The organism is Fulvivirga ligni (assembly GCF_021389935.1).
Classification (GTDB): Bacteria; Bacteroidota; Bacteroidia; order Cytophagales; family Cyclobacteriaceae; genus Fulvivirga; species Fulvivirga ligni.
Genome location: NZ_CP089979.1, coordinates 6,480,674 through 6,506,807 on the forward strand (window position 1 = coordinate 6,480,674; position 26,134 = coordinate 6,506,807).

At 35.3% G+C, this 26,134-nt stretch carries 34 protein-coding genes; 6 read left to right on the forward strand and 28 right to left on the reverse strand.

The window, feature by feature from the left end:
• Positions 1 to 769: 769 nt before the first annotated feature.
• Together LVD16_RS27415 and LVD16_RS27420 are read left to right on the forward strand one after the other, a co-directional pair.
• A complete protein-coding gene (locus LVD16_RS27415; protein WP_233771489.1) occupies positions 770 to 1,654 on the forward strand; it encodes a DUF6734 family protein in 885 nt (294 codons plus the stop codon).
• A complete protein-coding gene (locus LVD16_RS27420) occupies positions 1,651 to 2,277 on the forward strand; it encodes a hypothetical protein (protein ID WP_233771490.1) in 627 nt (208 codons plus the stop codon). The genes LVD16_RS27415 and LVD16_RS27420 overlap by 4 nt, the downstream gene beginning before the upstream one ends.
• A 61-nt stretch (positions 2,278 to 2,338) precedes the next feature.
• On the opposite strand, the gene LVD16_RS27425 is transcribed toward LVD16_RS27420, so the two are convergent.
• The 9 genes from LVD16_RS27425 to LVD16_RS27465 form a co-directional block, all read right to left on the reverse strand.
• The gene (locus LVD16_RS27425; protein WP_233771491.1) at positions 2,339 to 2,500 is read right to left on the reverse strand and encodes a hypothetical protein; all 162 of its coding nucleotides are present in this window, start codon (positions 2,498 to 2,500) and stop codon (positions 2,339 to 2,341) included.
• Positions 2,501 to 2,670: 170 nt separating this feature from the next.
• Complete coding sequence (locus LVD16_RS27430) at positions 2,671 to 3,237, reverse strand: DsbA family protein (RefSeq protein ID WP_233771492.1); 567 nt, start codon at positions 3,235 to 3,237, stop codon at positions 2,671 to 2,673.
• Entirely contained in the window at positions 3,218 to 4,228 is a 1,011-nt protein-coding gene (locus tag LVD16_RS27435; RefSeq protein WP_233771493.1) for a cysteine peptidase family C39 domain-containing protein, read from the reverse strand. The genes LVD16_RS27430 and LVD16_RS27435 overlap by 20 nt, the downstream gene beginning before the upstream one ends.
• 97 nt (positions 4,229 to 4,325) lie before the next feature.
• Positions 4,326 to 5,363, reverse strand: a complete 1,038-nt coding sequence (locus tag LVD16_RS27440; RefSeq protein WP_233771494.1) for an HlyD family secretion protein — start codon at positions 5,361 to 5,363, stop codon at positions 4,326 to 4,328.
• A gap of 4 nt (positions 5,364 to 5,367) precedes the next feature.
• Complete coding sequence (locus LVD16_RS27445) at positions 5,368 to 7,566, reverse strand: peptidase domain-containing ABC transporter (RefSeq protein WP_255697754.1); 2,199 nt, start codon at positions 7,564 to 7,566, stop codon at positions 5,368 to 5,370.
• Between the two features lie 701 nt (positions 7,567 to 8,267).
• A complete protein-coding gene (locus tag LVD16_RS27450) occupies positions 8,268 to 9,101 on the reverse strand; it encodes a hypothetical protein (RefSeq protein WP_233771496.1) in 834 nt (277 codons plus the stop codon).
• Positions 9,076 to 10,038, reverse strand: coding sequence for a type IV toxin-antitoxin system AbiEi family antitoxin (locus LVD16_RS27455; protein ID WP_233771497.1), 963 nt, complete (start codon positions 10,036 to 10,038; stop codon positions 9,076 to 9,078). The genes LVD16_RS27450 and LVD16_RS27455 overlap by 26 nt, the downstream gene beginning before the upstream one ends.
• Before the next feature lie 71 nt (positions 10,039 to 10,109).
• Complete coding sequence (locus LVD16_RS27460) at positions 10,110 to 10,949, reverse strand: HEPN domain-containing protein (protein ID WP_233771498.1); 840 nt, start codon at positions 10,947 to 10,949, stop codon at positions 10,110 to 10,112.
• Positions 10,950 to 10,964: 15 nt separating this feature from the next.
• A complete protein-coding gene (locus LVD16_RS27465) occupies positions 10,965 to 11,327 on the reverse strand; it encodes a hypothetical protein (protein WP_233771499.1) in 363 nt (120 codons plus the stop codon).
• Between the two features lie 162 nt (positions 11,328 to 11,489).
• Between LVD16_RS27465 and LVD16_RS27470 the strand changes: the two genes are divergently transcribed.
• The 3 genes from LVD16_RS27470 to LVD16_RS27480 all read left to right on the forward strand — a co-directional run bounded on the left by LVD16_RS27470 (position 11,490) and on the right by LVD16_RS27480 (position 13,321).
• Positions 11,490 to 11,879: a helix-turn-helix domain-containing protein gene (locus tag LVD16_RS27470; RefSeq protein ID WP_233771500.1), complete on the forward strand. Its 390-nt coding sequence runs from the start codon at positions 11,490 to 11,492 to the stop codon at positions 11,877 to 11,879.
• 662 nt (positions 11,880 to 12,541) lie between these two features.
• Positions 12,542 to 12,841 (forward strand): helix-turn-helix domain-containing protein, encoded by a 300-nt coding sequence (locus LVD16_RS27475; protein WP_233771501.1) that lies wholly within the window; start codon positions 12,542 to 12,544, stop codon positions 12,839 to 12,841.
• A gap of 180 nt (positions 12,842 to 13,021) precedes the next feature.
• Positions 13,022 to 13,321, forward strand: a complete 300-nt coding sequence (locus LVD16_RS27480; protein ID WP_233771502.1) for a helix-turn-helix domain-containing protein — start codon at positions 13,022 to 13,024, stop codon at positions 13,319 to 13,321.
• Between the two features lie 24 nt (positions 13,322 to 13,345).
• Here LVD16_RS27480 and LVD16_RS27485 read toward each other — a convergent pair whose 3' ends face one another.
• Positions 13,346 to 14,056 (reverse strand): N-6 DNA methylase, encoded by a 711-nt coding sequence (locus LVD16_RS27485; protein WP_233771503.1) that lies wholly within the window; start codon positions 14,054 to 14,056, stop codon positions 13,346 to 13,348.
• A 350-nt stretch (positions 14,057 to 14,406) separates the two neighbouring features.
• Between LVD16_RS27485 and LVD16_RS27490 the strand changes: the two genes are divergently transcribed.
• Entirely contained in the window at positions 14,407 to 14,667 is a 261-nt protein-coding gene (locus tag LVD16_RS27490) for a hypothetical protein (protein ID WP_233771504.1), read from the forward strand.
• Positions 14,668 to 14,741: 74 nt separating this feature from the next.
• On the opposite strand, the gene LVD16_RS27495 is transcribed toward LVD16_RS27490, so the two are convergent.
• The 18 genes from LVD16_RS27495 to LVD16_RS27580 form a co-directional block, all read right to left on the reverse strand.
• The gene (locus LVD16_RS27495; RefSeq protein WP_233771505.1) at positions 14,742 to 15,116 is read right to left on the reverse strand and encodes a helix-turn-helix domain-containing protein; all 375 of its coding nucleotides are present in this window, start codon (positions 15,114 to 15,116) and stop codon (positions 14,742 to 14,744) included.
• A 26-nt stretch (positions 15,117 to 15,142) separates the two neighbouring features.
• Positions 15,143 to 15,436: a type II toxin-antitoxin system HigB family toxin gene (locus LVD16_RS27500; protein WP_233771506.1), complete on the reverse strand. Its 294-nt coding sequence runs from the start codon at positions 15,434 to 15,436 to the stop codon at positions 15,143 to 15,145.
• Positions 15,437 to 15,570: 134 nt separating this feature from the next.
• Positions 15,571 to 16,302 (reverse strand): sigma-70 RNA polymerase sigma factor region 4 domain-containing protein, encoded by a 732-nt coding sequence (locus tag LVD16_RS27505; protein ID WP_233771507.1) that lies wholly within the window; start codon positions 16,300 to 16,302, stop codon positions 15,571 to 15,573.
• A gap of 281 nt (positions 16,303 to 16,583) precedes the next feature.
• A complete protein-coding gene (locus LVD16_RS27510; RefSeq protein ID WP_233771508.1) occupies positions 16,584 to 17,246 on the reverse strand; it encodes a hypothetical protein in 663 nt (220 codons plus the stop codon).
• Positions 17,247 to 17,372: 126 nt separating this feature from the next.
• Positions 17,373 to 17,927 carry a DNA-processing protein DprA gene (locus LVD16_RS27515; protein ID WP_233771509.1) on the reverse strand — a complete coding sequence of 185 codons (555 nt, stop codon included), beginning with the start codon at positions 17,925 to 17,927 and terminating at the stop codon, positions 17,373 to 17,375.
• 140 nt (positions 17,928 to 18,067) lie between these two features.
• Positions 18,068 to 18,346: a hypothetical protein gene (locus LVD16_RS27520; RefSeq protein ID WP_233771510.1), complete on the reverse strand. Its 279-nt coding sequence runs from the start codon at positions 18,344 to 18,346 to the stop codon at positions 18,068 to 18,070.
• Between the two features lie 106 nt (positions 18,347 to 18,452).
• A complete protein-coding gene (locus LVD16_RS27525; RefSeq protein ID WP_233771511.1) occupies positions 18,453 to 18,899 on the reverse strand; it encodes a DUF4209 domain-containing protein in 447 nt (148 codons plus the stop codon).
• 140 nt (positions 18,900 to 19,039) lie between these two features.
• The gene (locus LVD16_RS27530; RefSeq protein WP_233771512.1) at positions 19,040 to 19,708 is read right to left on the reverse strand and encodes a hypothetical protein; all 669 of its coding nucleotides are present in this window, start codon (positions 19,706 to 19,708) and stop codon (positions 19,040 to 19,042) included.
• Positions 19,698 to 20,147 (reverse strand): hypothetical protein, encoded by a 450-nt coding sequence (locus LVD16_RS27535; protein WP_233771513.1) that lies wholly within the window; start codon positions 20,145 to 20,147, stop codon positions 19,698 to 19,700. The genes LVD16_RS27530 and LVD16_RS27535 overlap by 11 nt, the downstream gene beginning before the upstream one ends.
• A gap of 86 nt (positions 20,148 to 20,233) precedes the next feature.
• A complete protein-coding gene (locus LVD16_RS27540) occupies positions 20,234 to 20,377 on the reverse strand; it encodes a hypothetical protein (RefSeq protein ID WP_233771514.1) in 144 nt (47 codons plus the stop codon).
• A gap of 320 nt (positions 20,378 to 20,697) precedes the next feature.
• Entirely contained in the window at positions 20,698 to 20,874 is a 177-nt protein-coding gene (locus LVD16_RS27545; protein ID WP_233771515.1) for a hypothetical protein, read from the reverse strand.
• Between the two features lie 51 nt (positions 20,875 to 20,925).
• Entirely contained in the window at positions 20,926 to 21,270 is a 345-nt protein-coding gene (locus LVD16_RS27550) for a hypothetical protein (protein ID WP_233771516.1), read from the reverse strand.
• Between the two features lie 146 nt (positions 21,271 to 21,416).
• Positions 21,417 to 22,034: a hypothetical protein gene (locus LVD16_RS27555; protein WP_233771517.1), complete on the reverse strand. Its 618-nt coding sequence runs from the start codon at positions 22,032 to 22,034 to the stop codon at positions 21,417 to 21,419.
• Positions 22,035 to 22,542: 508 nt separating this feature from the next.
• Positions 22,543 to 22,815: a hypothetical protein gene (locus LVD16_RS27560; protein ID WP_233771518.1), complete on the reverse strand. Its 273-nt coding sequence runs from the start codon at positions 22,813 to 22,815 to the stop codon at positions 22,543 to 22,545.
• A gap of 521 nt (positions 22,816 to 23,336) precedes the next feature.
• Positions 23,337 to 23,735, reverse strand: a complete 399-nt coding sequence (locus LVD16_RS27565; protein ID WP_233771519.1) for a hypothetical protein — start codon at positions 23,733 to 23,735, stop codon at positions 23,337 to 23,339.
• 92 nt (positions 23,736 to 23,827) lie between these two features.
• The gene (locus LVD16_RS27570) at positions 23,828 to 24,226 is read right to left on the reverse strand and encodes an AAA family ATPase (RefSeq protein WP_233771520.1); all 399 of its coding nucleotides are present in this window, start codon (positions 24,224 to 24,226) and stop codon (positions 23,828 to 23,830) included.
• Positions 24,227 to 24,963: 737 nt separating this feature from the next.
• A complete protein-coding gene (locus LVD16_RS27575; protein ID WP_233771521.1) occupies positions 24,964 to 25,194 on the reverse strand; it encodes a hypothetical protein in 231 nt (76 codons plus the stop codon).
• Positions 25,195 to 25,474: 280 nt separating this feature from the next.
• A complete protein-coding gene (locus LVD16_RS27580) occupies positions 25,475 to 26,125 on the reverse strand; it encodes a hypothetical protein (RefSeq protein WP_233771522.1) in 651 nt (216 codons plus the stop codon).
• Positions 26,126 to 26,134 lie beyond the last annotated feature (9 nt).

The following is a 26,134-nucleotide window of genomic DNA, read 5'->3' on the forward strand; positions in this document are numbered from 1 at the left end:
TTGTGCGGTTGGGTACCAAATGTTCGGTCTCGAGATGACTTTAACACGAGTCAATTGGGGTATGCATTAAACAAGCCTTGCTGCCCAGTCGTGCGGTGAAAGAATATTGAAAAACAGGCTCATCTCAAGTCCTTAGTGGTAATTGCAGTCTATGAAATGCTCCAGTTCTCGGAAGACCTTGCAGCAAGAAAGACTTTTTTGTTACTTTTATGGTTGATTGCAAAAAAGTAAAGCAACTGTGGCGATGGAATGCCGAAAGTAATAATCGCATTACAAATGCTGAGTTCTACAAATCCTCGTTATAAACAAGGATTAGGTTGGATCGGTAAGCAGTTTTGTAGGTGGAGACACCTACGAAGGCGGCGGGTGACTCGGTTAATGCCGTAAATCTTGCTGCCCAGTCGTGCGATAAAAGAGCATTGAAAAACAAGCTCATCTCAAGTCCTTAGTGGTAATTGCAGTCTATGAAATGCTCCAGTTCTCGGAAGACCTTACAGCAAGAAAGACTTTTTTGTTACTTTTTTGGTTGATTGCAAAAAAGTAAAGCAACTGTGGCGATGGAATGCCGAAAGTGATAATAGCATTACAAATGCTGGGCTCTACAAATCCTCGTTATAAACGAGGATTAGGTTGAGATCGCAAGCAATTTCGTAGTATCTCAACCTACGACAGGAGGCCATACATTCAATTTATTTACAAAATTTCTTGAAATCATTAAAATATACTATTTTTAGATTAGCGTAACCTGATCAATCATTCATTTATTCTAATGAAGTTTATTCAATCATTTTGGTCAAAGCCATTTACAGATTCAAAACATAGCAACAATTGGAACTATCGTCATAACGGAGGATATCCCAATCCCTTTCTTTTCTATGCTTCTTGGTGCTATAGCTGCTTGTCAATAAAAAAATACTATCCCAACCTACATCTGATAACTGATGATGAAGGGGTTTATATTTTCAGAGATGTTCTAAACCTTCCCTACACATCTTTTTCCACCAGACTAAATACTCTTGGCGATTACGACAAGGGGTTGTGGGCTTTAGGTAAATTATTGGCCTACAGCATGCAAGATAAACCTTTTTGCCATTTAGATGGAGATGTGTTTTTGTTTGGTTCCGTGCTCGACAAAGTGATCAAAAAACCTATTTTCTGCCAGAGTTTTGATCATGATACTGACCAGTATACCGAAATTCATGCTTATGTACATTCCCATTTTAATGATGTCCCAAAATCATTCAATGGAAACCTCAACAACAACTTAAAACTCATAAATGCGGGCATCATAGGGGGAACCAACATCAAAATTTTCCAGGATTATACTGCCTCAGCTTTTGAGCTGATAAATAATAATGCAGATAAATTAAATGACATTAATATGGGGCTGCTCAATTTATACTACGAGCAATTTCTGTTCAGCAATATTGTGGAGCAGCAAAAATTTCAAGTGCACACTCTCTTTCCTGAGACTGATCAAACTCCCAATTTCGCAACATTTCATAATATTCCGAATGAAGCACAGTACGTGCATTTGATAAGTCATTTAAAAAAGTCAACCGAATTTCTAGAACTAATAGTGGCAAGGCTATTTCTCGAATTTCCAGAATATTATGAGCGATTGAAAAACGTATTTAAAAAAGAATTGCTGTGAATTCAAGACAGATATTTATAGAGTGGCTTAATGAATCTGGGATGAATGAAAAACGTCCTATAAAAATGGCTCGATTTCTAAATTTTCAGGAAAAAAATTATGTTTTTGAAAATTTAAATCAATTAATGACTGACTTTCCATCAAACCAAAAGCTCATTGAAGATTTCACCTTATTAGAAAACCAGCGTTATCAAATATTTGATAACACATCTCTGGTTACTGATGATTGCGTACAGGAGATACGGAGTGCTACAAGGTTTTGTTCCAAGCCCAAAAATGAAAAGGAAAAGGGACTATTTAGGGTAAACCCTAATATAAAAAACTACTTGGCGAGCTGTAATTATGACTGGAATACCACGGGATCAGATAAGCCCGCAACGAACAAAACTCATTATCTTTTTATACCAAGCTATTTAAGAATAGCTCCAAAAGAATTATGTCTGGTCGGCTTTAACAGTCTATTATTGGACCTGATAGACTTTCATGACGTGTTTTCCTTTCACGAATTCTTAAACCTGGTATCAGATGCTCTCGAGAAGGATAAGAATGAATTAGTTGATCCTTTAATGAATTTTATAACAGGTCAAACATTGTACTACCGCACCTTTCTTGCAGTGGAATAAAAAAGTCCGAAAATTATTTTCGGACCTTTAACATTTTTCCTTTTGTATAATGTAGTAACAATTATCCTGGACAACAGCAGGCATTTGGATTTACATTTGCACAATAGTAAGCACCACAATAATATGTTGGATAACAATAATATCCCGCCGCTCCTTTAATGCTTTTCTTTTCAGCATCATTTAATGCTTGGTTTTTTAGGTTTTTGAGATTTAGTTTATTCATGATTAAAGAATAAGTTTCTCTACAATTTCAATATGTGGTTTGAGAGACCGACCAGTTAAAACATTATAATATAATATTTTAACCTGATATATATAAGAAAAATACCATAATACTTATTAAATAATTTAGTTATTAACATATATAAACGTATTAATTTAATTTTTTCAACATCAAACACTCTTTAACGCACGTGAAACAGCCATCTCTTCAGTAAAAACATCAACAAAATCTTCCAAAAAATCTGCATCGTAATAATGCGGCACTATTGAAGCGTTAATCACTAAGGTGGGAGTCTGATGAATATTATTCATTTTGCACCATTCACGCTGATTCAATAATATCTCTACTACTTTTTGAGTATCGGGTTTATTATCCATCATTTTCTTATTCAGGTACCAGTCTTGCAATCCATCCAGAAAGGTATTGGGATAATCGGACTGGAAAGAATTAAACAAAACTCCTATAACCCCAGCATAAATATTGTTTGTCGGATCGTATTGATTGAACACCAATCTAAACCTTATATCAGTACCTCTTTTTTGATAAAGACTGTAAAATTTTAAGAACGCCTTCGCACAAAAACTACAACTTAGGGAAAGTATAAGTGTAATAGTCATGGGAGATTTCACCTTACCAAACTCGAATTGCTCGGCACCATCAGCAATGTTTAAAGACTCCGCATCCTTAAGTACAAATCTTATGATTTTTGGCAACCTTTTAAATTTGAGGAGATCCATCTCTGAAACTGTCAAACGATAGTTTTTTTTTCAGCGTGCCCCTATAGTCACTTACCACGATAAGACTGATCCCAAATATGACTCCCAAGAGGCCCAGTTCCGAGATAATGGGCAGCACAAAAAAATTCTGGCTATCCAGATTATTCCAAAACAAAAAAAAGATAAGGATGCCCTGAATTAAAATTATCCCGCTGGATAAAAGACAAAGTCTGCACCAGGTTTTCAACACGAAAGCCTGAATACCCATTGTAAGGGTTAGAGTAAGCATAGCCAAGGCATATGAAATAACATGCGCCCAGCCCAGATCCTGCTTCAATAATAAAAGTATTAAGTTGGAGTGTAGAAAGGCAAACAGTGCATCATTTAAGGTGTAGGACCCAAGATTATATTTTTCAGAACGGAGTATTTTATCACACCCATCTCCATCCTTACTTCCGCAAACCTTCTGACCAAAATTTGTTGATCTATTATTGGCCGTAGCAAAAATTTCCATGGAGATGTAAAGGCCTAGTAATGCTAAGCAAGAAAAAACTAGAAGGTGTGATTTTTCCCAAAAAAGTATAAGCAGTAAAGCCACCATTAGGGCGATAGATATATTTATAGATTTTGTATTATGAAACTCTCTACCTCCTTGCTGTTCTGCTACCAGAATTACTCCACCCCAGAGCTGTCTGAATTTTCCTCCTTCTAGTCTTCTTTTTTCGTTAACGAGATAGACTTCATCATTTTTTTTGTGAACATGGGAGAAGTAAGGAGATCCGTCATCTCCATCTATAAAAGCAATAAAATGATCTGGAAGCTCATCCAGTTGGTCGATTTCTACTTTAGCAGCTACATTGTCAATACCCAAAAAATCCAGGGTTTCGGAAATAGCAAATAACGAGGGAGTGTGCGGATTACTGTAAAGTTGCAACTCCAATTCTTCGGGTGAAACTTTTATTTGCACTGCTTTAAAATAAGACTTGAGCGCCTTCAGAAGCATTACATCCATGAGAAAGGGTTCAAATTGATATTATTCAATATAATAAGAAAAAATTTACTTCTATAGATACAGAATGTATCATAAATATTAATCTACTCTGCTATTTCTATTTGAAAAGATTATTGAATTTGTAAAACACACGTTGAAGAACGGTTAACTCTTCTGTGATTATTTGGGCAGTTCCTTGCATCTCATGTTCCAATTGGATTTGTTTACCTGCGGATGTAGTTAACCCGTTAAGTTTAACTTCTACCTTTTGAAAAGGTCCTCCGTTTACTTCTGAAACATAGTAACTCGTTATAACGTATCCCTGCAGACTTCCCCATTCCTCAAATGGATATTCTAGCAATTTCACAATCACGTGCTGCCCTCTTTTTATTTTTTGGGCCTTATCCATAGTAATTTTTGACATACCCAAGACCTCACCAATATCATTTAAACCCAGCGTAAATAATTTCTTTCCTTCCCGCACAACCTCAAAAGGGGAAATATCATTAATGAAAGTTATCCTACCGGAAATAGGAGCTGTAATTAAAAATTGATCCTTCCAAAGTTGGATATGAGTTTTAAGGCTTTGTAATGCTCTATTTAACCGTTGAAATTGCAGTTTTTGCATCCTGCCTAACATCGCACCCGGGTTGGAGGAATCCAAGATTGAAATTATATAACCCTCATATTTTAATACAAAATCCTGGTAGGTGTTTTGTAGATGACCCAGATTAAGATTTGCTGGAAAAATCATGTATAACGTATCCAAACTTCGTATGCTAACGTTGTATTGCTCAAGCTTCGATGTCAATCTGAGAACATCTTCCAGGTTCACTGAATTCTTAAGCATTGCTAAAACATCCCCTTCGCTCACCGGCTGACCCCTCGAGACCATAACATCCGAGATTACTCCTGAATGGCTGGATTTGATCACTACGGGTTTGCTTTTTTCACCAATTACAATAGGAGTAGAAACCACATCATTGTAGCTGATCAATGCACTGCCAACAATCAATAACGTGATGACAATAAATATAACGGTGATTCCAGCCCTAACCACCCAACTTGGGGCTTTACCAAGAACTTCCTTGACCTCATCAGACCGCTGGTCTAGGGTAGCAATTTTCCTCTTAATAGTTTGAGGATGTTTCGACATATTGTTAATTTCCTAATTCAAGTTGATTCTTCACCAAAGTAAAATACATACCTTTTTTTTCGGTTAAATACCTATGGGTTCCCTCTTCAACAACCCTCCCCTGGTCTAACACTATAATTTTATCAGCATTTTTCACCGTACTTAATCTATGCGCCACTATAATCACCGTTTTACCTTGATAAAATTTTTCCAGATTTTCCATAATCTGTTTTTCATTATTGGCATCAAGCGCACTGGTGGCTTCATCCAGGAAAATGTAGGCGGGATTTTTATATACCGCACGGGCGATTAGAATGCGCTGTTTTTGGCCACCGCTAATGTTAACTCCACTACCTCCTATTTTGGTATTGTACCCTGACGGAAGTTGCTCTATAAAGTCGGCAATGCAAGCAATTTTAACAGCATGTTCCAATCTTACCTTGTCTATGCCTGCCTGAGAATCTGACTCAGTGATGTTTCTTACAATGGTGTCTTCAAAAATGAACCCATCTTGCATAACACTTCCACAGTTCTTCCTCCAATAAGGCGTACTAATAGCCTTTAGTGCTTTGCCTCCAATTGAGATGGTCCCTTGATAAGGTTCATAAAATTTGAGCAAAAGCTTAATCAGGGTAGTTTTTCCGCTGCCACTCACACCTACCAACGCTGTCACCTTACCTTCCGGCACATCAATATTCAAGTTACTCAACACATCTATAGATTCTTCGCCTCCATATCTGAAGCTTGCGCTATCTATTCGTATGCTTTTGTTCAGTGGTAATTTGGTGAGGAATTCCCCATCACCTTCCTCATCTTTTTTGTTATGGATTTCAGCCAGGCGCTCCAGACTTAATTTCGCATCCTGTCCATTTTGGATAAAAGTTATGAAATTGGTTATAGGAAGATTTAGCTGTCCTATAATGTATTGAACGGATAACATCATACCCAATGTAAGACTTCCATCTATTACAGATTTCGCCGCAACAAAGGTGATCAGGATGTTTTTCAATTCATTTAAAAACCGACCTCCTGTATTTTGTATTTGCGACAGGGTAAGGCTATTTATGGATACCTTAAAAAGTTTGATCTGAATTGCCTCCCATTCCCACCTTCTTCGTCTTTCCGACCCATTCAACTTGATTTCCTGCATTCCAGAAATCAGTTGGTAAATGCTACTTTGATTATCAGCTGACCTATCAAACCTCTTATAATCCAAGGTTTTCCTTCTCTTTAAAAAAAGCAAGGTCCATCCAAAATAGATAATGGAACCAATAAAGAATATGGCAAATATAGGCACACTATAATAGACCAAAACCACACCAAATATTATCAAGTTGAAGGCAGAGAAGAGGGTATTCAAGGTAGTAGTTGAGATAAACTCCTGAATACGTTCATGATCATAAATCCTTTGTACAATATCTCCTGTATTCTTAGAATCAAAAAAAGCAATTGGCAATCGCATTAATTTCATGAGAAAATCTGAAATTAAATTGATATTTATCCTGCTGGTCATATGCAACAAAATCCATCCTCGAATCAACTCCACAGTTGTTTGCGATACAAACAAGACTAATTGGGCCATCAAAATTAGATAGACAAAATTAAGGTTGCGGTAATTAATGCCATAATCAACCATAGCCTGGGTTAAAAATGGAAAAATTAGCTGCAATAAGCTCCCTACTAATAATCCTAAGGCCAGCTGTAGTATATATTTACCATAGGGCTTAAAGTACCAAAACAAAAAGGTGAAATCATATGCTTTATCCACACCTCCAGACATTCCTTTAAATTCAGGTGTCTGTTCTAGAACCAACGCATAGCCTGTAGCTTTTTCTTCGTAACCTTCACCTGTCCATCCCTCTAAGAAATCCCTCACTTGGTACTTCACAAGTCCGTGTGCTGGATCGGCCACGTAAACTTTATTCATTTTAATTTTATATACTACTACGAAATGACGCTCTCTCCAATGCACAATACAAGGAAGTGGCACTTCCTTCAAGAGAGTTTTCCAATTTATTCTGACAGCAAGAGTATTATACCCAATACTCTCCGCAGCTTCGGCCAGTCCACTAAAGGAAACTCCTTCATTAGTTATTCCTGATTTTTCTCTCAGAAAATCTACTGAATAGGATTTTCCATGATATTTTGCAATCATTCTTAAACAACTGGGGCCACAATCTGTAACATCCAACTGCCTGTAAAATGGAAATTTCCTCAACCTCATATTGTGACAATATAAGAACTATTATAGAGTTTCTAATAAAACAAGATTTAAATGTTAAATAATTGAATCATTGATAGATATTGCCATCATAGTAAAATGAGATGCAGCTCGAACTATTTAATTGTATCGAGACCTACGCATCCGTTAATTAAGTTAGGTATAAACACAAATCTTGCTGCCCAGTCGTGCAATGAAAGAATGTTGAAAAACAGGCTCATCTCAAGTCCTTAGTGGTAGTTGCGATCTATAAAATGCTCCAGCTCTCGGAAGACCTTGCAGCAAGAAAGACTTTTTTGTTACTTTTTTGGTCGATTGCAAAAAAGTAAAGAACTGTGGAGATGGAGTGCCGAAAGTAAGCAGTACAAATGCTGAGCTCTACAAATCCTGGTTATAAATAAGGATTAGGTTGGATTGGCAGCAGTTTCGCAGATGGAGACGCCTACGAAGGCGAAATGAGTTTTTTTTCATTTGGTTAAAATAAAAAAGCAGAACCTTCTACAGATTCTGCTTTCTTGTCGGGATGACTGGATTATAACCTCCCCTTAATATCTATTGAATATCAATTAGTTACGTTAATTTTCATTTTAGAGGTACACGAATTGGTGCTCAAAATTGTTTTCGTAATTTATCTTACATAAAGATAATGACCTAAAAATTCATAACAAATTATTTTTCCACATGCTATTCTCTATTATTAATGATTACTTCAAAATTCCGTTTTGAAAAGCTTTTAAAATCTTAATGGCATAAGCTATTTCCCAATCATTAGTTCTAGCCCATTCTTTGGCTATATCAGACTCTTTCTCATTGTCAATATTCTGATCGAGTACCATATAAATGCGTTCAGCAAGTTCATCCGATTTCTTTAGAAACTGAGCTGCTTTTCTCCCTAAAACCTCAGCAGCAATAATCAATGGGTCAAACCCTTCCGCTGGGAATGTATCATAGTAATGATCCAAAATTTCATCATAATTGAATTCAAAGTAGTATTTGATAATGAGTAAAATGTCTACCAGATCATTTTCCCTTTCTTCTGGCCTGTCACTCCAAGCAACTAGTTTCAAAAGTATCATTCCTGGCAAAGGAGGAATATTGACAAAACGATTCTCAATTTGAACTACCTCAGGTTCCTCCAAAACTTCTTTCATCCCCAGAACATGTAGATCTGAATATCTTTGATGGAATTGTTCAGTATCATGTTCCTCAATTTCTCCAAAAGGAAGGATATCAACAGCCACATTATACGTGGGAGAATAAAATGTCCAAGGAGCTTTAACCTTATTAAAACCTTTAGCTTCAAAAGATTTAGTCAAGTCATCATATTCATGTATTGAGGAGATCATGATTGCAAAATCAATATCCTTTGTCCCTCTATTTGGCTTATTTCCTTTTTTTAGAAGCTCTAAAGCTATGGCACTAGCCCCAATTAGATAGTAAGGAATATTATGACTGATCATGACTTCATCAACATGATCAAAAACTTCCTTGAAAAAGGGAATTGCAAGTTCTTTATAACTTTGATTGGATGTGTTCATTAAAAATCATTTCAGCAGTTTCAGTATTTCTTTTGCCTCCCTCAACCATTAATTCTGCATATATTAACATTGGAGGAACTATGCCACGACCTTTATTGTCCCAAAACATCTCAAGCACTTCAAGTTCTCCCTTCTCCCTTGGAATCAACCTGTAGTTCTTCATCAGGCTAATGCTTGTTTCCTTTGTGTATAAGATAAACTTTTCCGGCCTTAAATGATTAGTTAGCAAATCTGCTGCCGGTTCTCCTCCCCATGCCGTTAATTCATTATCCAGTTTTATATCATCCCAAGCCCCTTGAATGTGATAATATCCTCTAATTAATTTAGGTCTTAGCTGAGTAGCATATTCATTAATCCACCTATCCAGAAGTTCTCTTCGATTTTTCCAAACATATGTTTTCTTTCTCAATACCATTAAATATCCAGTTTTTTTCAACCCATCAATAACTTGTGGAATATTGCCCAATCCCACATTGGCTATTTCAGCAATATCACGCTGTGCTCTATTAATAAGATCAGCATTTTGCAATAAATGAAATACAACCTTTAGTCCTGTTTTGGTAAAAGCCCTATTAGCATTATCACTTCGTATGGGGTATTTATTATTGGTATCCACATACCAGAAAATATCTGGCGTCTTTATAAAAACATTACCATTGCTTTCAAGGTAGGCTATACCCAATTCTCTCAGTTGCTCTTTGATCTTAGGAAATATTATCTCAGAAATAAGAATTACATTACCTTTTTCTCTGTGAATTTTTTCAATTTGATGTAGTTGATGGTTCCGAATCTCTTTTTTCACCTCAGCAACAAATACAAGATGTTTACCATTAATCTCAAATTGCAGTTGTCCATCCTCAATCGGATCAATCTGAGACCAGGTTGCCTTAATTTCTTTTAGGTTTTGCAGAGCAATATCGACAATTTCTCTTTCCATGTTCACAAATATAATATGTTCACGAAACGTGAACAAGAATTATTTATGAACAATAAAATTCAATCTAACATCTAAAGGTGGATCAGCTCAATATTGGCTCTTTCACAACAAATTTCTAAGACTACAGAAACATGACGGATGCATAACAACAAATCATCCATCCGAACCCTATACTCCCTCTTATACCTCCCATCACTATAAGCACTCTGCAAAAGCTTCAATAACCTCTTATCTTCCTCTGTGTGTTGAGGAAATATGCTCCTCACCTCATTAGTGACTAAACCTGACAATCTAATTAGCCTACTAAGATTATGGGTACGTCTGTGGTAGCCTGTTCCGGCTTTGATCAAGGCAGTAAGTGCTTGCTCGGCTGACTGATGCAGCATGAACATGGCAAGAGCATTTTGGTCACTTAACCTACATAGCTCTGCTGTCTTTAAAAATTCTTTAGCTTTATTAATGCCGGTGTTGTAGAAGTCTTTGATTTCTTTTTGATCTGTAATTTCTCCAAGTGTGACATCATCAAATAGTGACCTCTGAGAGCTGTGGATAATATCAGCGGATTGGAAGACTTTTACAGCAAAACTATGACCTGCCTTTAACCACTTTTCAAAGATGCTAGTCTGTAATACAATGCAAATTATGGGAATGATAGATTTACAGCGACACTCAATAATTTCCTCCCACTCATATGTGTTCTTGTCATTCAGTTCAGGAATCACAATTAAAAGGTAGTACTCCGAAGTATAATTCACCGTTGTGGGGTTAGAAATGAAAATACTCTCACTTTTTATTTCCCGCTGTGAGCTACCTAGTAGATAAATCATGTCAGGCTTCACCACCTCCCTGATAACATTAATCAGTTGCTGATAAGAGCATTGGCCTAAGCTGTTGATTTCCATAGTTTTCATTTGCTCTGTCGATAATCAGGCGAGTTTAACAGGCTGTTTAGCATCCGAGCTTAGTTTCCTAGCCTTTAAGGCTTGAAATATGGCTATTGAAGCTTCGCTGGTAGAGTATTCATCCTTGGCTTCTTCCATTTTCTTTATATGATCGGTAAGCATATCAAAGAACCAATTATAGGTATCATCATCCGGTCGGATGCCAACTAAAGCAAATATGGGAGACTCCAGGCTGATGGCCCAGCCGGAGGGATCAAAGCCAACACTCTCCAAATCACAAAGTAGCCAATGGATATTGAGCTGCTTTTGAATTAGACAGAGAATAAGGTCTTCTTCCACTTGAATGCGAAAGAATGGAAATCTGGGGCGTTCTAGATGTAGTTTCATAATGACAAACTTTTAATTGCGTGATATTATTCCTTCAATCTAGATATCACAGTTTTGCTATTCCATATACCCACATGGTATTTTAGTAATGCAAGCAGGTATTTTACCCACGTAAATTATTCTTTGTTTTATTATATTTGTATAACAAACAGCTGAAATCACATGGAGAAGAAAATACACCACGGAAGAAATGTAAAGCGCTTTAGAGAAATGCTGGGCATCAAACAAGAAGGTTTAGCTCTTGAGCTTGGTGATGATTGGAACCAACGTAAAATATCTCTTCTCGAGCAAAAAGAAGAGATTGAAGCTGATTTACTGAAGCAAGTGGCGGAAGTATTGAAAGTACCTGTTGAAGCTATTGAGAATTTTAGTGAAGAGGCAGCTATTAATATTATCTCTAGCACTCTTCATGATCAATCTGGATCCATAAATCATCATCCTACTTTTAATATTAATCCCATGGAAAAAATCATGGAATTATTCGAAAGGTTGTTAGCTAGTGAGAGAGAAAAGACTCAGCTATTAAAAGATATACTGGATAAGATGAAATAAATGCTGAAGCACATATAACTTTATTGGTATATCTCCTATAGATAACTCCTCCTAACAATACTCCCACAAAGATTATTTAATATCTGTATTCTCAAACGCCGAGTTCCGAGGCAAGGGCATCTTGCCCAGCCAGGGCCAAGATCCAAATGTATACATTTGTACATCTTGCTAATTTCTAAGAAGCTTCCCAATATATAATCTTGAGGCTCCCTCAACTATCTAACAAAAAGCTTATCAAATTTTCAGTGCACTTACCTCTTAAAGGCCTTAACTATTTGAGGAAAGATTCTGTCAAGGGCAGCTCGGGCAGGTGGAGCCATGATGCTGTTTATATACCCTTGACAGGTTCTTTCTGAAAATAAAACTTTGCCTGGGAATGGAGGTAATGATTTAATAATCGCTTTGGTCACTGCTAGACAGCTACTAGGGTTAGGCAAAAGGTAAGGGTAGAACTATGTCTGGCAGGAAGGTGCGTTGGCTGTATAGTTCTTCTCTTACCAAGGGTTCCGAAAGCTGCTGAATGGAGGTACGGAATAAAGCGGCTGGAGGATGAAGGCCTTATTCGATTTTACTATTTTAAAATCCTTACCATCTTTCCCCCTACTTGTGAAAAAAGTATAGCATATCTCAACATTTTAGTATTACAACTAAACGTAAAGATTATGGCAACAGAAATTATCACCACAGACGATCTAAGAGAGTTTAAACTTGAACTAATTGATGAGTTTAAAAAGATTTTAAAAGAACATGCCGGAACCCCTGTAAAAAAATGGCTTAGATCTCCAGAGGTAAGGACCATGTTACACATTTCGCCAGGTACATTGCAAAATCTAAGAGTAAACGGCACTCTACCATTCACTAAAATAGGCGGAGTTCTATATTATGATTACCAGGATATTCATAAAATGCTAACAGAAAATAGAGTTCATAACAGCCGCAATTTTGATCCAATTTTAAAATAGCAAATCAAGAAATATAGTATCCTAATGATATAAATATATGACCCAAAAAGAGATTTAATTTCTACTCAATCAACAAACACCCAAAAATTCCAATTAATTGGAAACCCTATATTGGCTTAAATTGTTTCATATTTAAAGCATTAATGCTGAATTAAGAGTTTAATGTATTAAACTTAAAGCATGGATTTTGGATTTAATTCAAACAGAGAAATATTAGCTGAAATGGGAAGGAGGTTTAAAGAGGCAAGAATCAATAGCTCTTTTACACAGCAGGAGTTGGCAAAGCACACTGGTGTGAGCAGGACTACTATCACCAGGCTAGAAGGTGGTGCCGGTATCTCCATGCTGCATTTTATTGCCTTGCTTCGAGCTGTAGATCATGTCAATGACCTTTCCAGAATCATCGATGTAAGCCAATTCATAGATCCGGAAAAAGAATTCAAACATCAACAAGCACAAAGCAAAAGGGTAAGACATTAACTATCAAAATACTCCTCGGGATTATTAGTGGTGAGTATTATCACAGACATCATCAGGGTAGGTTTGAAACTGATTGACGCAAACGAGCGAATTATGATGTATAATTTCACCTTGACATCCATGCACCATCAAGTTAATAGCTGCCATTTTACAGCACATCAGATCGATATCCTCACCGAATACATAATTGCCAGGATAAGCCACATGGAAAGCCAACAAATTTCGGCCAGATCCACAAGCAGGGTCGGAAATTCGCGCATTAGAAATGACTTCACTATAATTTAGTTGAACCATTAAATCACAAAGGTGCTCAGGAGTGAAAAACTGACCTAAAGCCTGTGATTTACGCTTTGAGGTTATCTCTTCATACAAATTACCTAAAGGATCACACCACTCATGACCATAATTTAATAATTGATGATAGACCTTAATAAGATCGCGTACCATTGCGCCAACGGCCAGTCTAATAAGCCTGGGATCAGCCACAGTACCGGTAGTCCCTCCGGTGCTTACTTTCAATACAGACTGCACCTTATTTTGTCGGTTGAGATACATGGCATAGAAAGATTCACGAAGCATCAAATCCTCATCCCATACTTGATGAAAAATCTTATTAGCATCTTCAGATGGCTGAATTATTGGTCTATCATTAATATTAATTTTGGATCTATAGACCAGTTGGATTTCAGAAACTATTTTAGTCTGCACTACGGAGTCTTGCATTTTGAAATTCATTACAATAAAGTATTTAAGTGAAAATAATTATGTAATGCCTTCTAGGTTTTAGGGATTAAGAAGTCCAGCTAGGTTGAGCGTGAGGTAAAAAGGGCACCGGTTTAAGGTGTGATAGCTTGCTACTTTATTCATACAAACCTTATTTTTTGGAATAATTGATATTACTTCCTACTTGATAAAGCTGGCTAACTAAGTACAGGCGAACACAGGCATTCTAAACCTGATAGTCGTGAAAATCGACAGATTGTAACAGATAGCAGGGATATCCTATCAGATCCCTACCGATGCTCTTTCCAAAAGAAATAATTATACTTGTCTACAGAAATAAGCACAACGGTAATTGATAGGTAATGAAAGAAAGTATAGAGCGCCACATGGCAAAAGACCTTACTGTTAAAGACTTCTTAAGTTTAATAATTAATAGCTCAACAGATTTAGCAGGTGAAAACTATTTATTAGTGACATATAGCGTTCTATCTGGAGCCACCAGAGTTGCCACAGAAACAATAAATTACTGTGTTGATCACGGATTTGTGAAAGAAAATAAAAAGGGTCAATCCACAGAATATAGTATAACAGAAAAAGGAAGAGAATTTTATAAAAGCAAGTAAGGATGTGGTTTCCTAATTAAAATTTACTTGATGATTGATCGTATAAATTTTCGGGCGAATAAAAGTCCTAGTTATTAGTTAGGACCTGCTGTAGAATAATCTTGAATTAAGATATCGAGTGGTATTTGTAAAGCTTCATGAGCCTTTCTAATCATGGTTAAGCTAAGCTTTCTTTTACGATTTAAAACCAAAGAAGCTTTTGCTTTATCACCAAAAATATGGGCAACTTCATTTTGATTAAAATCTCTTTCCTCCATCACATACTTGATAGATTCGATGGGGTCTAACTTAGGTAAAGGAAACTCTCTATCTTCATAATCTTCAATGAGAATAGCTAGTAATTCAAGTCTATCTCCATCAGGTGTGCCCTTTTGAGCATCGAATATCTTTTCAGCCTCTTGAAGAGCCTGTAAATATTCATTTTCAGTCCTTATGGGTTTGAGTTCCAATGTTGTATAATTAAATGTAATGTCTCTTATATTGTCTCTGGGTTAATGTTGTTATAGTCGGCATGGGTACCAATGAATCTGATATAGACAATTGAAGTAGAGAAATTAAAAGCTACTACCAATCGAAACTTATTTTTAGCGATGTTAAAGATTGCCCTATTATTATCGATAATCCTACTTTTATTAAATAGCTCGGTAATGTCATTAGGCTTCTCTATTTGAGCCGATTTCATTGATTTAATCCATAAAACTAGTCCTGTCTTGCTAGTTGGGTTCTTTTTGTGAAAATTGTGAAGAGTACCTACAGAGATTATTCTCATGTTGCTTAAATTTTGTTAAATAAATAAATTCTCTGCTTTCCATAATCTTACTGGTTTAAAGTCATTATATTATAACTGGATTATACTCAGTTATGCGCCATTATAAAGTTACCAAAAAGTTTCCAATATGGAAACTAATTAATTGAAATATTTATCTCTCTCTTTCTACGAAAATGATCGCCATAATATTTTTTCAGTTTTTGCTTGCCCTTATATAGCTGCTGAGCCACTGAAGCTTTTGAAATATTGAGTTCCTCTGCTATTTCAATGGATTTCTTGTTTTCAAGAATAAACTTTTTAATCACCTGGAGAGTAATAGAAGGCTTCACCTTTTGAGGACCTTGACTTAGAAGCCTGTGAAGTGTAGCAGTAGAGATTTTATGGTGATTGCAGAATTCTCGAGTGCTCAAGCCACCTGATTTGTACTCTTTTAATAGCCATACTTGTTTTTCATAAGCCAGGACAGAACCTTTTCTACCATTAGGAGGAAATATTGAATGGAGAATAGATTCGAGATGATCATTATATTTCTCTTCCATGGAAACAGAAGCATATTCGGCTGGCTCAGAAATAGTATCAAAGGAATCAGAGGAAAAGGCTGGATTTTCTATATACTCATGATATAGATACGATCTATTTTTAGCTCGGATATGAGCGGCCTTTGATTGCAATATAAAATATGTAGTTCTTTTACCTTTTAGCAAGTTGAAATACTTGTCTGGCTTGGATAAGATCTCATAAGAATAGTCCTGGAGTAAGTCATTTTGTAAATCACCATCAGTAAAAAATTTTGTAATTATTTTCTTTGCGTAGGACAGTGATTCATTAAATCGAGATTGAAATACTTTTTGATCGAACTGGCTCATGATTACAAATTTTTAGATTCAAGAAAACCATGATTTGCAATGCAACCGAACTAGAGTATATATTAAATATTAATAGCAGTTTCGAAAACCTCTAATCATTAGAGCTACACTGAATTCTATTAATAATAAGGTTGGATAGCTAGAAATTCAAAAGGCGCAATAACCTTATACTTTGGAATAAATAAACTACTTATTGACACATGAAATAAAAAAATTATCTCATATATATGAGATAAGAATAGAAAACTTCTTGCTCAACCCACAGATTTTATAGTTAACTATTATAGACTATTTATATCTTGCCTTGTGGTTTTACCTGTGGTGCTGTTAAATGTGATAATTCCACTTTGTGGTTGAGTAATGATGTCCAAGGTTTTATGCTCTTCAAGACCTTTGGTCACAAAAACAGAAAAAAGCATAATATTTTGGCCACTATAATATTTTTGTAAATCAAGAAAACAAGCATAGCTAGTTCTACCTAAGGTCACTACATCATCTACTAGTATAATATTATTGGTATGGATAATCTCTGGTGAGATTTGTAAAGAAGCCCGATGTTCATGAACTTCAGATCTATCTTTTGCTGAGGATCGTGAAGAAGATGCAGAAATACGCTTAGTTCTTTGAATAATTTCAATAGAGGTATTAGCAAGATTGTTTTTGACTAATTCATCCGCAATAATTTTTGCTGGCCATATTCCTCCATTCAATAATGGAGTGCTTCTTGGAATTGGGATTAAAGTGGTATTGGGCCCTAAAAAACCTTCGAAAAAAGATAAGTTTTTGTTTATTGCGCCTATCACAGAATTTATGGTTGATTGCCTTCCAGCTTTAAGTGCTGCGCAAATTTGACGGGATTGTTCTCCCTTCTCGCCAGTATTTTTGGATAGGTAATTTGCTATTCCAGCGTAGTTTAATGAATTTGTTCCATCTCCAGCACACACTATTCTAACACCGCTTCTTTATTCGAAATGAGATAAGGAACTTCTTCTAATAGTTCCTGATAATTACCTCTAGTTAACTTTTGAGCTCCATATTCAAGCATTTCATTTGGCCAAGATAAATTATTCTCAGTGAAAGATTCTACAAAGTAAAAACAGCTTACGACCTAACCTAAGTGCTTCCCAACCTTGGTGCCTAGTACCACTCTGCTCACTAGCTTCGATAATGATAGTTGCATCACTAATCAAAGCCATAGTGCGATTGCGTAAAATAAAATTCTTGGGTTGGGTAGGGTGTCCTTCAGAAAACTGAGAAATACAAAGGTGATGGTTCATTATCTCCAGCTGAAGGTTCTGATTATTTTTAGGATAAAATTGTTCTAATGAAGTACCTATAACTGCAATAGTCTTTCCACCATTATTAATGGCTGTGGTATGCGCAATTGTATCGACCCCTTGGGCAAGACCACTAACTACGGTGAAATTATGGTTAGTGAGGTATTTGGTTATTATTTCAGCTCTTTTCAATCCTTTATGAGATATTTTCCGAGAACCAACAACAGAAACCTTGCGCTGGGATTTCAATAGATCTAAATCCCCAGAGTAATAGAGCTTATTAGGCGCATTTTTTAATTCATTAGAACTAAAATCACTTAAATACTCATTTGTTAGAACAGATTTCATCGTAATTAAGATAGTAAATTATTTACTTTTGCAACAATTAATTGTGGCTTATCAGCTATAAGTCTTCAAAGTACCATTGATAAGAATAAACACCTAAATTAGTGAACGTGTATAATGTTTCACTTCACATGCTAGTTGAGTCATTTATCTGAAATACTCAAATTATACTTGGACAGATTTTGAAGAAAAGTCTCTAATTGTTCAATGGCTTCTAATACATCCGCATTACGATAATTAAATTTTGAATCCTTCAATAATTTCCCATCTCTTCGGGTTAAGAATGCCTGGAAAATTTTATATTCCGTATCTGTACATCTTTCTTTTAAAGTGATGAAGCCTTTAGTATTAGCATCATGACTATAATTGTCCATTCTCAGCCATTGTTGCTCTTCACTAAATTCCAGTCTATAATGTTCCATTTATATTAATTTTTTTTGCTTTCCTCATAATATACGAGCATATAAGCTATATTATTTTTCGAGGTGAATTTAATTATTTAATAATGAAAATGACTGGCAGTGTTTTTTAATTATTTGTGTCATCATTATTACTTTCTTCTTCCACAAATCGGTATTTCACAAAACGCAATATTATGGTAAAAACAACTATGATCTTGTCAAAGTCGTAATCATGAATGTCCAATAAACCATGAGCAACCTTATTTCTTAAATTTTGTCCTACTTTTTCGCTCAACACAAACTTGATAAATAGTCTGTCGTCCTCACTGAATCCAGTAGGACTTTCTGGTTCATCTTTTATATCGGCCAAGATATCATCTATGTTTTTTTCCATTACTATTCCTTTATCCTTTGGTTTAAAGGTAGGAATACCTAGATGCTCACACATGTATCGTAATAAGGCTTCAACCTTAAGTGTCAAAGAGTCATTTAAGACAACTGCATTGAATTCGTAGTCTTTATCTTTTGACCAAGCTTCTAGTTCATTAAAAAGTAGGCGAATTGGAGGAATCAATATTTCAACTGGCTTTATATTGCGTAAAATTCCATTATAGTTTCTTGAAATCGGTGCACTTAGCCAAGAATTTGATAAGAATTCAATTGTAGCGTCAAAATTAATTTTATCATTCTTGTAAGCTTGAATGAAATAATATGTTAGCCATTGTACACCGATTTGATAGTGAAAACCATAGGTTTGCCAAAACGAAAAGAGCTTTCTTTCTTCTTCAGTAGTATATTTTGCAATTGTATTTCCAAATTTGTCCCAACAGAATTTCCGAAAAATCTTAAGGAACCGTTCTGCGAAACTGATTCTTCTGAACTTTTTTCAATTACTTCGAGGCTTGAAAACATTTGTGAAATAGATAAGGTCTGTAATATTTCCTGAGGACTTTTTGCTTCAATTTCTTTATTAATATTTTCAGCAACAGCCTTTACATGATCTTGATCTAGCTCTTGTTGAACAGTTCCAAAATTACCCGTTCCTCTTATTTCTTGATACCACTTTGCTAAGCGCTCTATATTTTCTTCATCTTTCAATTCCCTATAAAGGCGTAGTGCGTCTTCAACAAATCCTATCGCAGCCAATTGTCTAGGCGTACCTTCAGCCTCCTTCGCTAATTGCTCATACAATTCGGCTTTTCTTTTTTTATAGTTGAAATACTCTAATCCCGCTTTTTGATCCAAAACACTTGAGGAATTAAGGATGTAAATAGCTCCCCACTTGTATTTCTTTGCTTGTGTTTCAACCCCCACTAAATTTTGTTTTAGAATATTTTCCGGTATGATCTCATTTTTGACATATTTATAATTGTCAACAAACAATTGTGTTACATCTAAGTAAAATTCGGAGGGCGTCATCTCTATCTAAATCCCATCCATTGTGTAGCTCTATCAACCATGAAGCAATATTGTTTTTTAAATCGTGAAACTTTGATCGAATTCCAATTTGGAGAGCCGCTTTGATAGCTTGGTAAAGATGAATAATGTAGCGTTTATTCTTTTCTGAAGATAATGTTTTATCCTTATATGATTTAGCAAGTTCAAATAAGTCACCACCAAGCTGTTTTTTGAAATCATTATGACGTGAGAAAACAGTTGAATTTTGAAAATATAGGATTAAACCAAAGTGTGTTTTGGCGTAAAGATTTTTAGTGCTTTTATATCTTTCTTCAATATATTTGAAGTCGTTTTCAGTAAACTGGGTTATATCTGGCCAAACAATAGGAACTTTTTCTCCTTCCTCATTTTTTACTCTTCCCACTCATTTGCCCAGTCACACCTTTAACTTTTCCAGTTTCAGAATCTTGGTCAAAGGACACCCTCAAAGCAAAGCACTGTCGTTCTAATTCAGACTTTTTTTAAAATTTCAGTTAACCCTTCTTTATTAAGTATTTCATTTACTCTTTGTAACTCTTTAATAATATCATGTTGATTGGTAACATCAAGCGGAACAGAATCTAACTTATTATGAAATTCTTCTAAAGCATTCATTTTTGTCGTATTATAGGTCAATCTCACTAATTTAAAATTAAAAATGTATAAGGGCAGTGGGTAGGGCTTTGAAAGTCTGAGCCGAATAGCGAAGTCAGTGTATACGTAAGCAGTGGTAAACATACATGGCGAGCATGTCGGCGACGGAATAATAACCTTCAGCCTTCTGAGATGAATCAGTATTATCATTTTCATAGATCACCCAAAACATTATCTTTCTTATATAACTTTTGAAGTTGTTTCACCTCAGTTAAGCTTAAAAAGAGTTCATTGATCTTTTCTCCTTATTACTTATAAATCTAAAATCGGTGATTATTATATCAAATGATTGTAATAGCTTTTTTTCGCATCTCTTTGCTCCTATCGTCATGATCAGTAATTGTCTCATAAGTTGAGACAATAAAATTAAGGGCTTTATCTTCAACTTGATAGTGGGGTAGGTCTCCTAATTGTAGTTTATTATTAGTTAGGGCAAATTCAAATAATTCAACTGCCATAAAAGGAAATTTGACTATTTTGGGTAAGCAAATATTTAATTAATTGATCTGTTAATTTAAAATATTTAGACTTGATGAGGTTTTTTTAATGATTTTGTATAAGTCCTGAAGTGCGACATGTCCGGCATCGCTGAAATGCCAAAAAATGTCATTGAAATCCTCCTTATCGGCCTTTAGTAAGATTAATTCTAGTAAATAGTCACTCTTTTTTTTAGAGTCCTCAACTTTATAATAATTACTTAAAATTTCTCCTATGGCTTTAGAACGGTTATAATTAGTAGAATCTAAAAACATTGGTAGTAACTCTTCGGCTCCTTCTTGCTCGTAGAGATATGAGTCATAAAGAATTGTAAATAAATAATCACTGTCTTCACTGCCCCATAGAACCTGACTCAATCAACAACCTAATTGGTGCATCTAATATTCTAATCCCATTAGTTCGGAAGTATGGCAATGACTGGATAGCTGTAGCAATAACATGTATATTAGTTTCTTTAACAAATGAGGTTACATAAAGATCATGAGCCTCATCTCTATTCAATCTATTGAGATAATGGAAGCGAAAGTAGATTGCGGCTCGAGATCTCTGGAGGCCCATTCTCCAAAATGTATGCAACAGTATCGAATATAGTTTTCTTAAAACTATTATCACGAGTACGAAGCAGATTGTTAACCGCATCACCATGTAAAGTATTTATGGCTGTTGTATAAAGCCCATTTATACTAGTATTGGCATTATCAGCAACAAAAGTAGCTGCGTTTTCATTTTTAAATCGTAAGCTAGTTTTTACAAGATAGTTAATTACCTTCAAGGATGTCTTATCTTGATTAACAAGACTACCCGCTAAGGATGTGATATATACTTCTTGATTAGAAAAATCCTTTTCCAGAACATTCTCAAACAAAGGCAAAATCAAGTTCAAATCTGCACCCGATTGGGTCCAGCCGTAGAGTCCGCTTATAGCATATTCAATGGGGAGATTATCTGATTCTATAACCGCTTTTATTATTTCTAACTTTTCCGTTGAGGGATATTGCTTAACAATATTTCCAAATTCTGATGCTAGCTCTGATCTGCCTCCTTTTAAGAAATCCATTCCCCACCTATCTTCGTCAGTATCATATTTTCTGAAAGACATTAGCCAATGCTTCTTCTTCATAAAATTTTGCGCACCTGACGGAATAGGACTGTGAACGGCACCAGAATATTACACTCCGCCTCTTTGGAATATCCTTATGTTTTGAGAATTTTCTTCTCAATTCCATTAGAGACATTTTCAAGTCTGGGTTAGATTGAATTATATCTATGGGCATTCTTTGTAACCAATAATATTTAGATAGACCCCATTCAAAGCGAAGTATGGTTTTACCCTCGTCAGTAGTCCAGAATCTTAATTCTTTTTTACCCTCTATAGCTTCGTATGGTATTCAGTATGATATTTTGCTGTTCGGCATTCATTATGCGGAAAACTCTTCTCAACTAATGATCTCAATTCGTATTCCAGATCATCGCGATAAGTCAAAAGCCCTAAGTGCTTAAAATGGTTGAACAATTCTATAATTTCATTGGTAAATTTATCCTCATTACCATTTAAGGAAAAGGTTAACAATCTAAGAATGGTATCGTGATTTGATGACTTAAGTCTATGGAAGAACTCTAAGAAATCGTCAATGTGAGTTGACGCAGTTGCCTTTAGATAACGAGCGAGCATTTGGTATAAAAAATTCCTGAGCACCAATATGGTCATTATTATGTAATTCAATTCGACTATAAGTCCAATCTCTTATCAAGCCATTTTGAGTGCCAGAATCTTTATAAAGATCATTCCTCATACCTTCGAGCAGTATAGGAAATAATTTTTGTGGAGCTAGTTTGTATAGAGATTTCAGAACTTGATCATAGTCTCCCTTGGTATATGCTCTTTTATCATCTTGAGACAAGATTCCCTTTTAAGACGTTAAGCACAAAGTCTTCATTATATTTTATGATGTTTTCAAGAACATGGAATATGTCGAAGTTTCTGAATTTATAAAATCCGGACACTTAGCAAGCATGAAAAGGGGATCAGAACTACTCCAATCCTTCACAAAGTATAGTACTTTTTGTATAACCTTCTAGTATCTTCAATTTGCTTAAAATATTTCCATGCCATCGGATCATTCACTTCGACATGTTTTCGTAAAAAGTTAATCTGCAAATTCGATATAATCTCGTCAAAATTCTCATCTACTAATTTCCGTTCAGGTGATTTAATCTTCCTGGCTTCTCCTTTGAGCAACTCGAGTAAGGAATTATCTATGACAAATTCCAACCAATAGCTGCTGTATGCATGTTCATAAAATAAAAAGCTATAGTTCCATGAACTTATCAGGGAAAACTTTATCAAGTCCTGCTCTTCCTGAGTGGGGTTTGATTGAAAAAGTATATTTAGAAAAATAATGTGCTTAAGGTGAAAAAATATCTACTCATCTGAAATAACCTGTTTTGTATACTTGCAATACAATACAGGATCATAATCCCTCAAATAGGTAATTATCATTTTTACTGCCGAGCGAATATGAATTGATTGTTCAGAATCCTTTATATAATTGATTAAGTCTGATCTGTTTTCTACAAACTGTTTGGCGAAAATAAAATCATAAAAGGATTGATGGAAAAATTGTAATTGCTTGCCCTCACATTTGACCAGTTGTTCACTCTCCAGATAATCAATTTCATCTGAAAAATCTTCAAATTGGGAAACGGAAATACTTATTCGTTGGCTACTGAACATTTTATCAGCAATTGAATAAAGAGCAATTTTAACTTTAGTTTTATTAGTCTTGACGCGTTCTGGAATCTGTAACACTTTTTGATTCAAAATTTTTACGTACAATTCTTGTATCGTAGTTACTTTTAAGCTGTCTTCGTCAGATGCTATTCTTGAAAATATATTTAGGTTATTTGGAATTCTTAGAAGTTCCAGAAGCTATCTGATATGCGATTCTTGACAATCCCAATTTTTTCAAGTTGCTCGAATACTTGTTCTGAAGAAAGCTTGGTAACTTGTATAGTATTATTTTTTCTAAACTGTCTTAAACTGGGATCATAGTTCAAATCCTGATTACGAACTGAAATAACTATTTTAATATTGTCATCATTTTCAAAACGATCAATGAACCCTTTAAAGACATCCAGAAATCTTCTGTCAGAGGACATTGATTGTGATAGGGCATCGATTTGGTCTATGACAATGATTGTAGTGCGATATATAGCTTTACATCTCTCTATAAAATCAAATACAGGTAAGGTAAGCCCAATACTATTTTGAAGATCAGTAATTGTATAAGAGTAAAGTTTATCTGTCTTCAAACCCAAAATGGGAAGATCCAATGACCGACACTTTGAGAAAAAATCTTTTCAGAATCACAGTCTTGCAAATCCGGCTGGTCCAGCGATAGGCATATATTCTGAATATTTCCCTTAGAATCTTTTTTGGCCTCACTTTGAACCCAATTAATCAATTGCTCAGTTTCATTGCGTAGTATGTGAGAATCTTCAATACCTTCAAAAGTGTTTGGTTCAGATAACAAGCTGATTGAGCCATTATACAGTTGTTTCGAAATTTCCTCTTCAGTAAGATAACCATTTAAGAGTGTTAAGAATTTCCTTAGTAACTGTATTGTCCGTCACTGAGCGAATCAGAGAAAATAGTGGCTGCAATTGTGGTTTATCCGTAAGTTCCAAATCCAAATCACTAGGAATAATTTTCTTTACATTAATCTCTTGAAAGAATATCCCGCACTATAATTGCACAATCTGTCATTTTTAATGACCGCAGAGTAGGCATGTTTAAGTTACTTGATATCCAACCCTCCAACTCAGGTTCCTTAAGGATCTGATTATTAAAGTCAGTAATTAGGTCGCGACAAGGTGCCGTAAAATCTTTAGCAACTGCGATGTAATATGTAAAGTCGTTGGTGTCGTGGATTATTCTATCATCCAAAAGGCTATACAGTATTAATTTTGTAATCTCCCCTCCAAAATCGGTTTTGGCTAGGTTGTGTTTATACTTTTTGCATTGGATTATACCATGGGCTTTTCCATTCCTAAAACATCACAACATCTCGTGCTTGTTCTGCAACTCCGCTCATCAAACTTATGTCATCATAGTCATTTAGCTCTTGCTTTTCAATTTTCAGCTGGTAAATGCTGTATAACAGTTCTTCAAATCTGCGTGGATTGGAGATTTCTGTGTATGGGAAGGATTGGTTATCTACAGGGTACGGTTTACTTTGTTCTTCGTGTAGGTGAGGTTTTGAATAATTTACGAGCTCCATTTCAATCAGATTTTATGCAGTAATCAAATATGTTTATTTAAAAGGAGACAGGATGAAGATTGATTGCTTTTTAAAGTTTTTATTGAGATAATTTCATTTATTTGAATCGAACTAACGACAATGAGGAATATCACTTTTAAAGAGGCATAAAAAAGAGCTCAAATATAATAGGGCTATTGGTACGTAAAGTCCGAACTACAAGCTCGAACCAGCAACTATTTGATGCTGGCACCAGCAGAGGAAATCACAACTACTGTGTTGAGCATGGCGGCTACGGATGTTATTTTTTATTGGCTGACAGTCGAACATGAGATCTATCTTCCAATAAATTTAAATGGTGTTTTAAGAATTTGTACAATTCTTCAGAAACTTCTCCGTCCAGGTATGCATCCTCCAAATTTTCTTTATCATCCTTTATTATTTCAAGGATATCTTCATCATAACCCCAAATTCTTGGCATGGGGTTTTTATAAGCGTAGTCTTTAATAGCTTCGGATTTTGTATCCAAATGCTTTATTTCGAAAGAATCGGTTTTTGATTCGTGTATCAATTTCATCCAAATATTATAAGAACCAGGTATTGTCAATGATGCATCACAAATAATAGGTAAATCAAGCCTTTCAATAGCGCACCTGTAGAGTTGATATGCATAACCATTTCCTCTATAAGAAGGTAACGTTCCGATTTTTGAAATTCCATAATAGTTATTGTTCAAGATACTAAGTGGCAAGAGTCGTAAAAGGCTTAAGGTAAGACCATCCTGGTTAGAAATTTTAAAAAACTTTTCTTGCTCTCTGAAACCAAAATGAATCCAAAGATTGGAAATATCAAATTTTGGCTGATGAAACTGGATTTGGTTATATTCTATACCGTGGTCACAATTGAAAAAATGTCCTTTGGGAAGTGCATATTCGCAATTTAAATTAGGCATTATTTAATT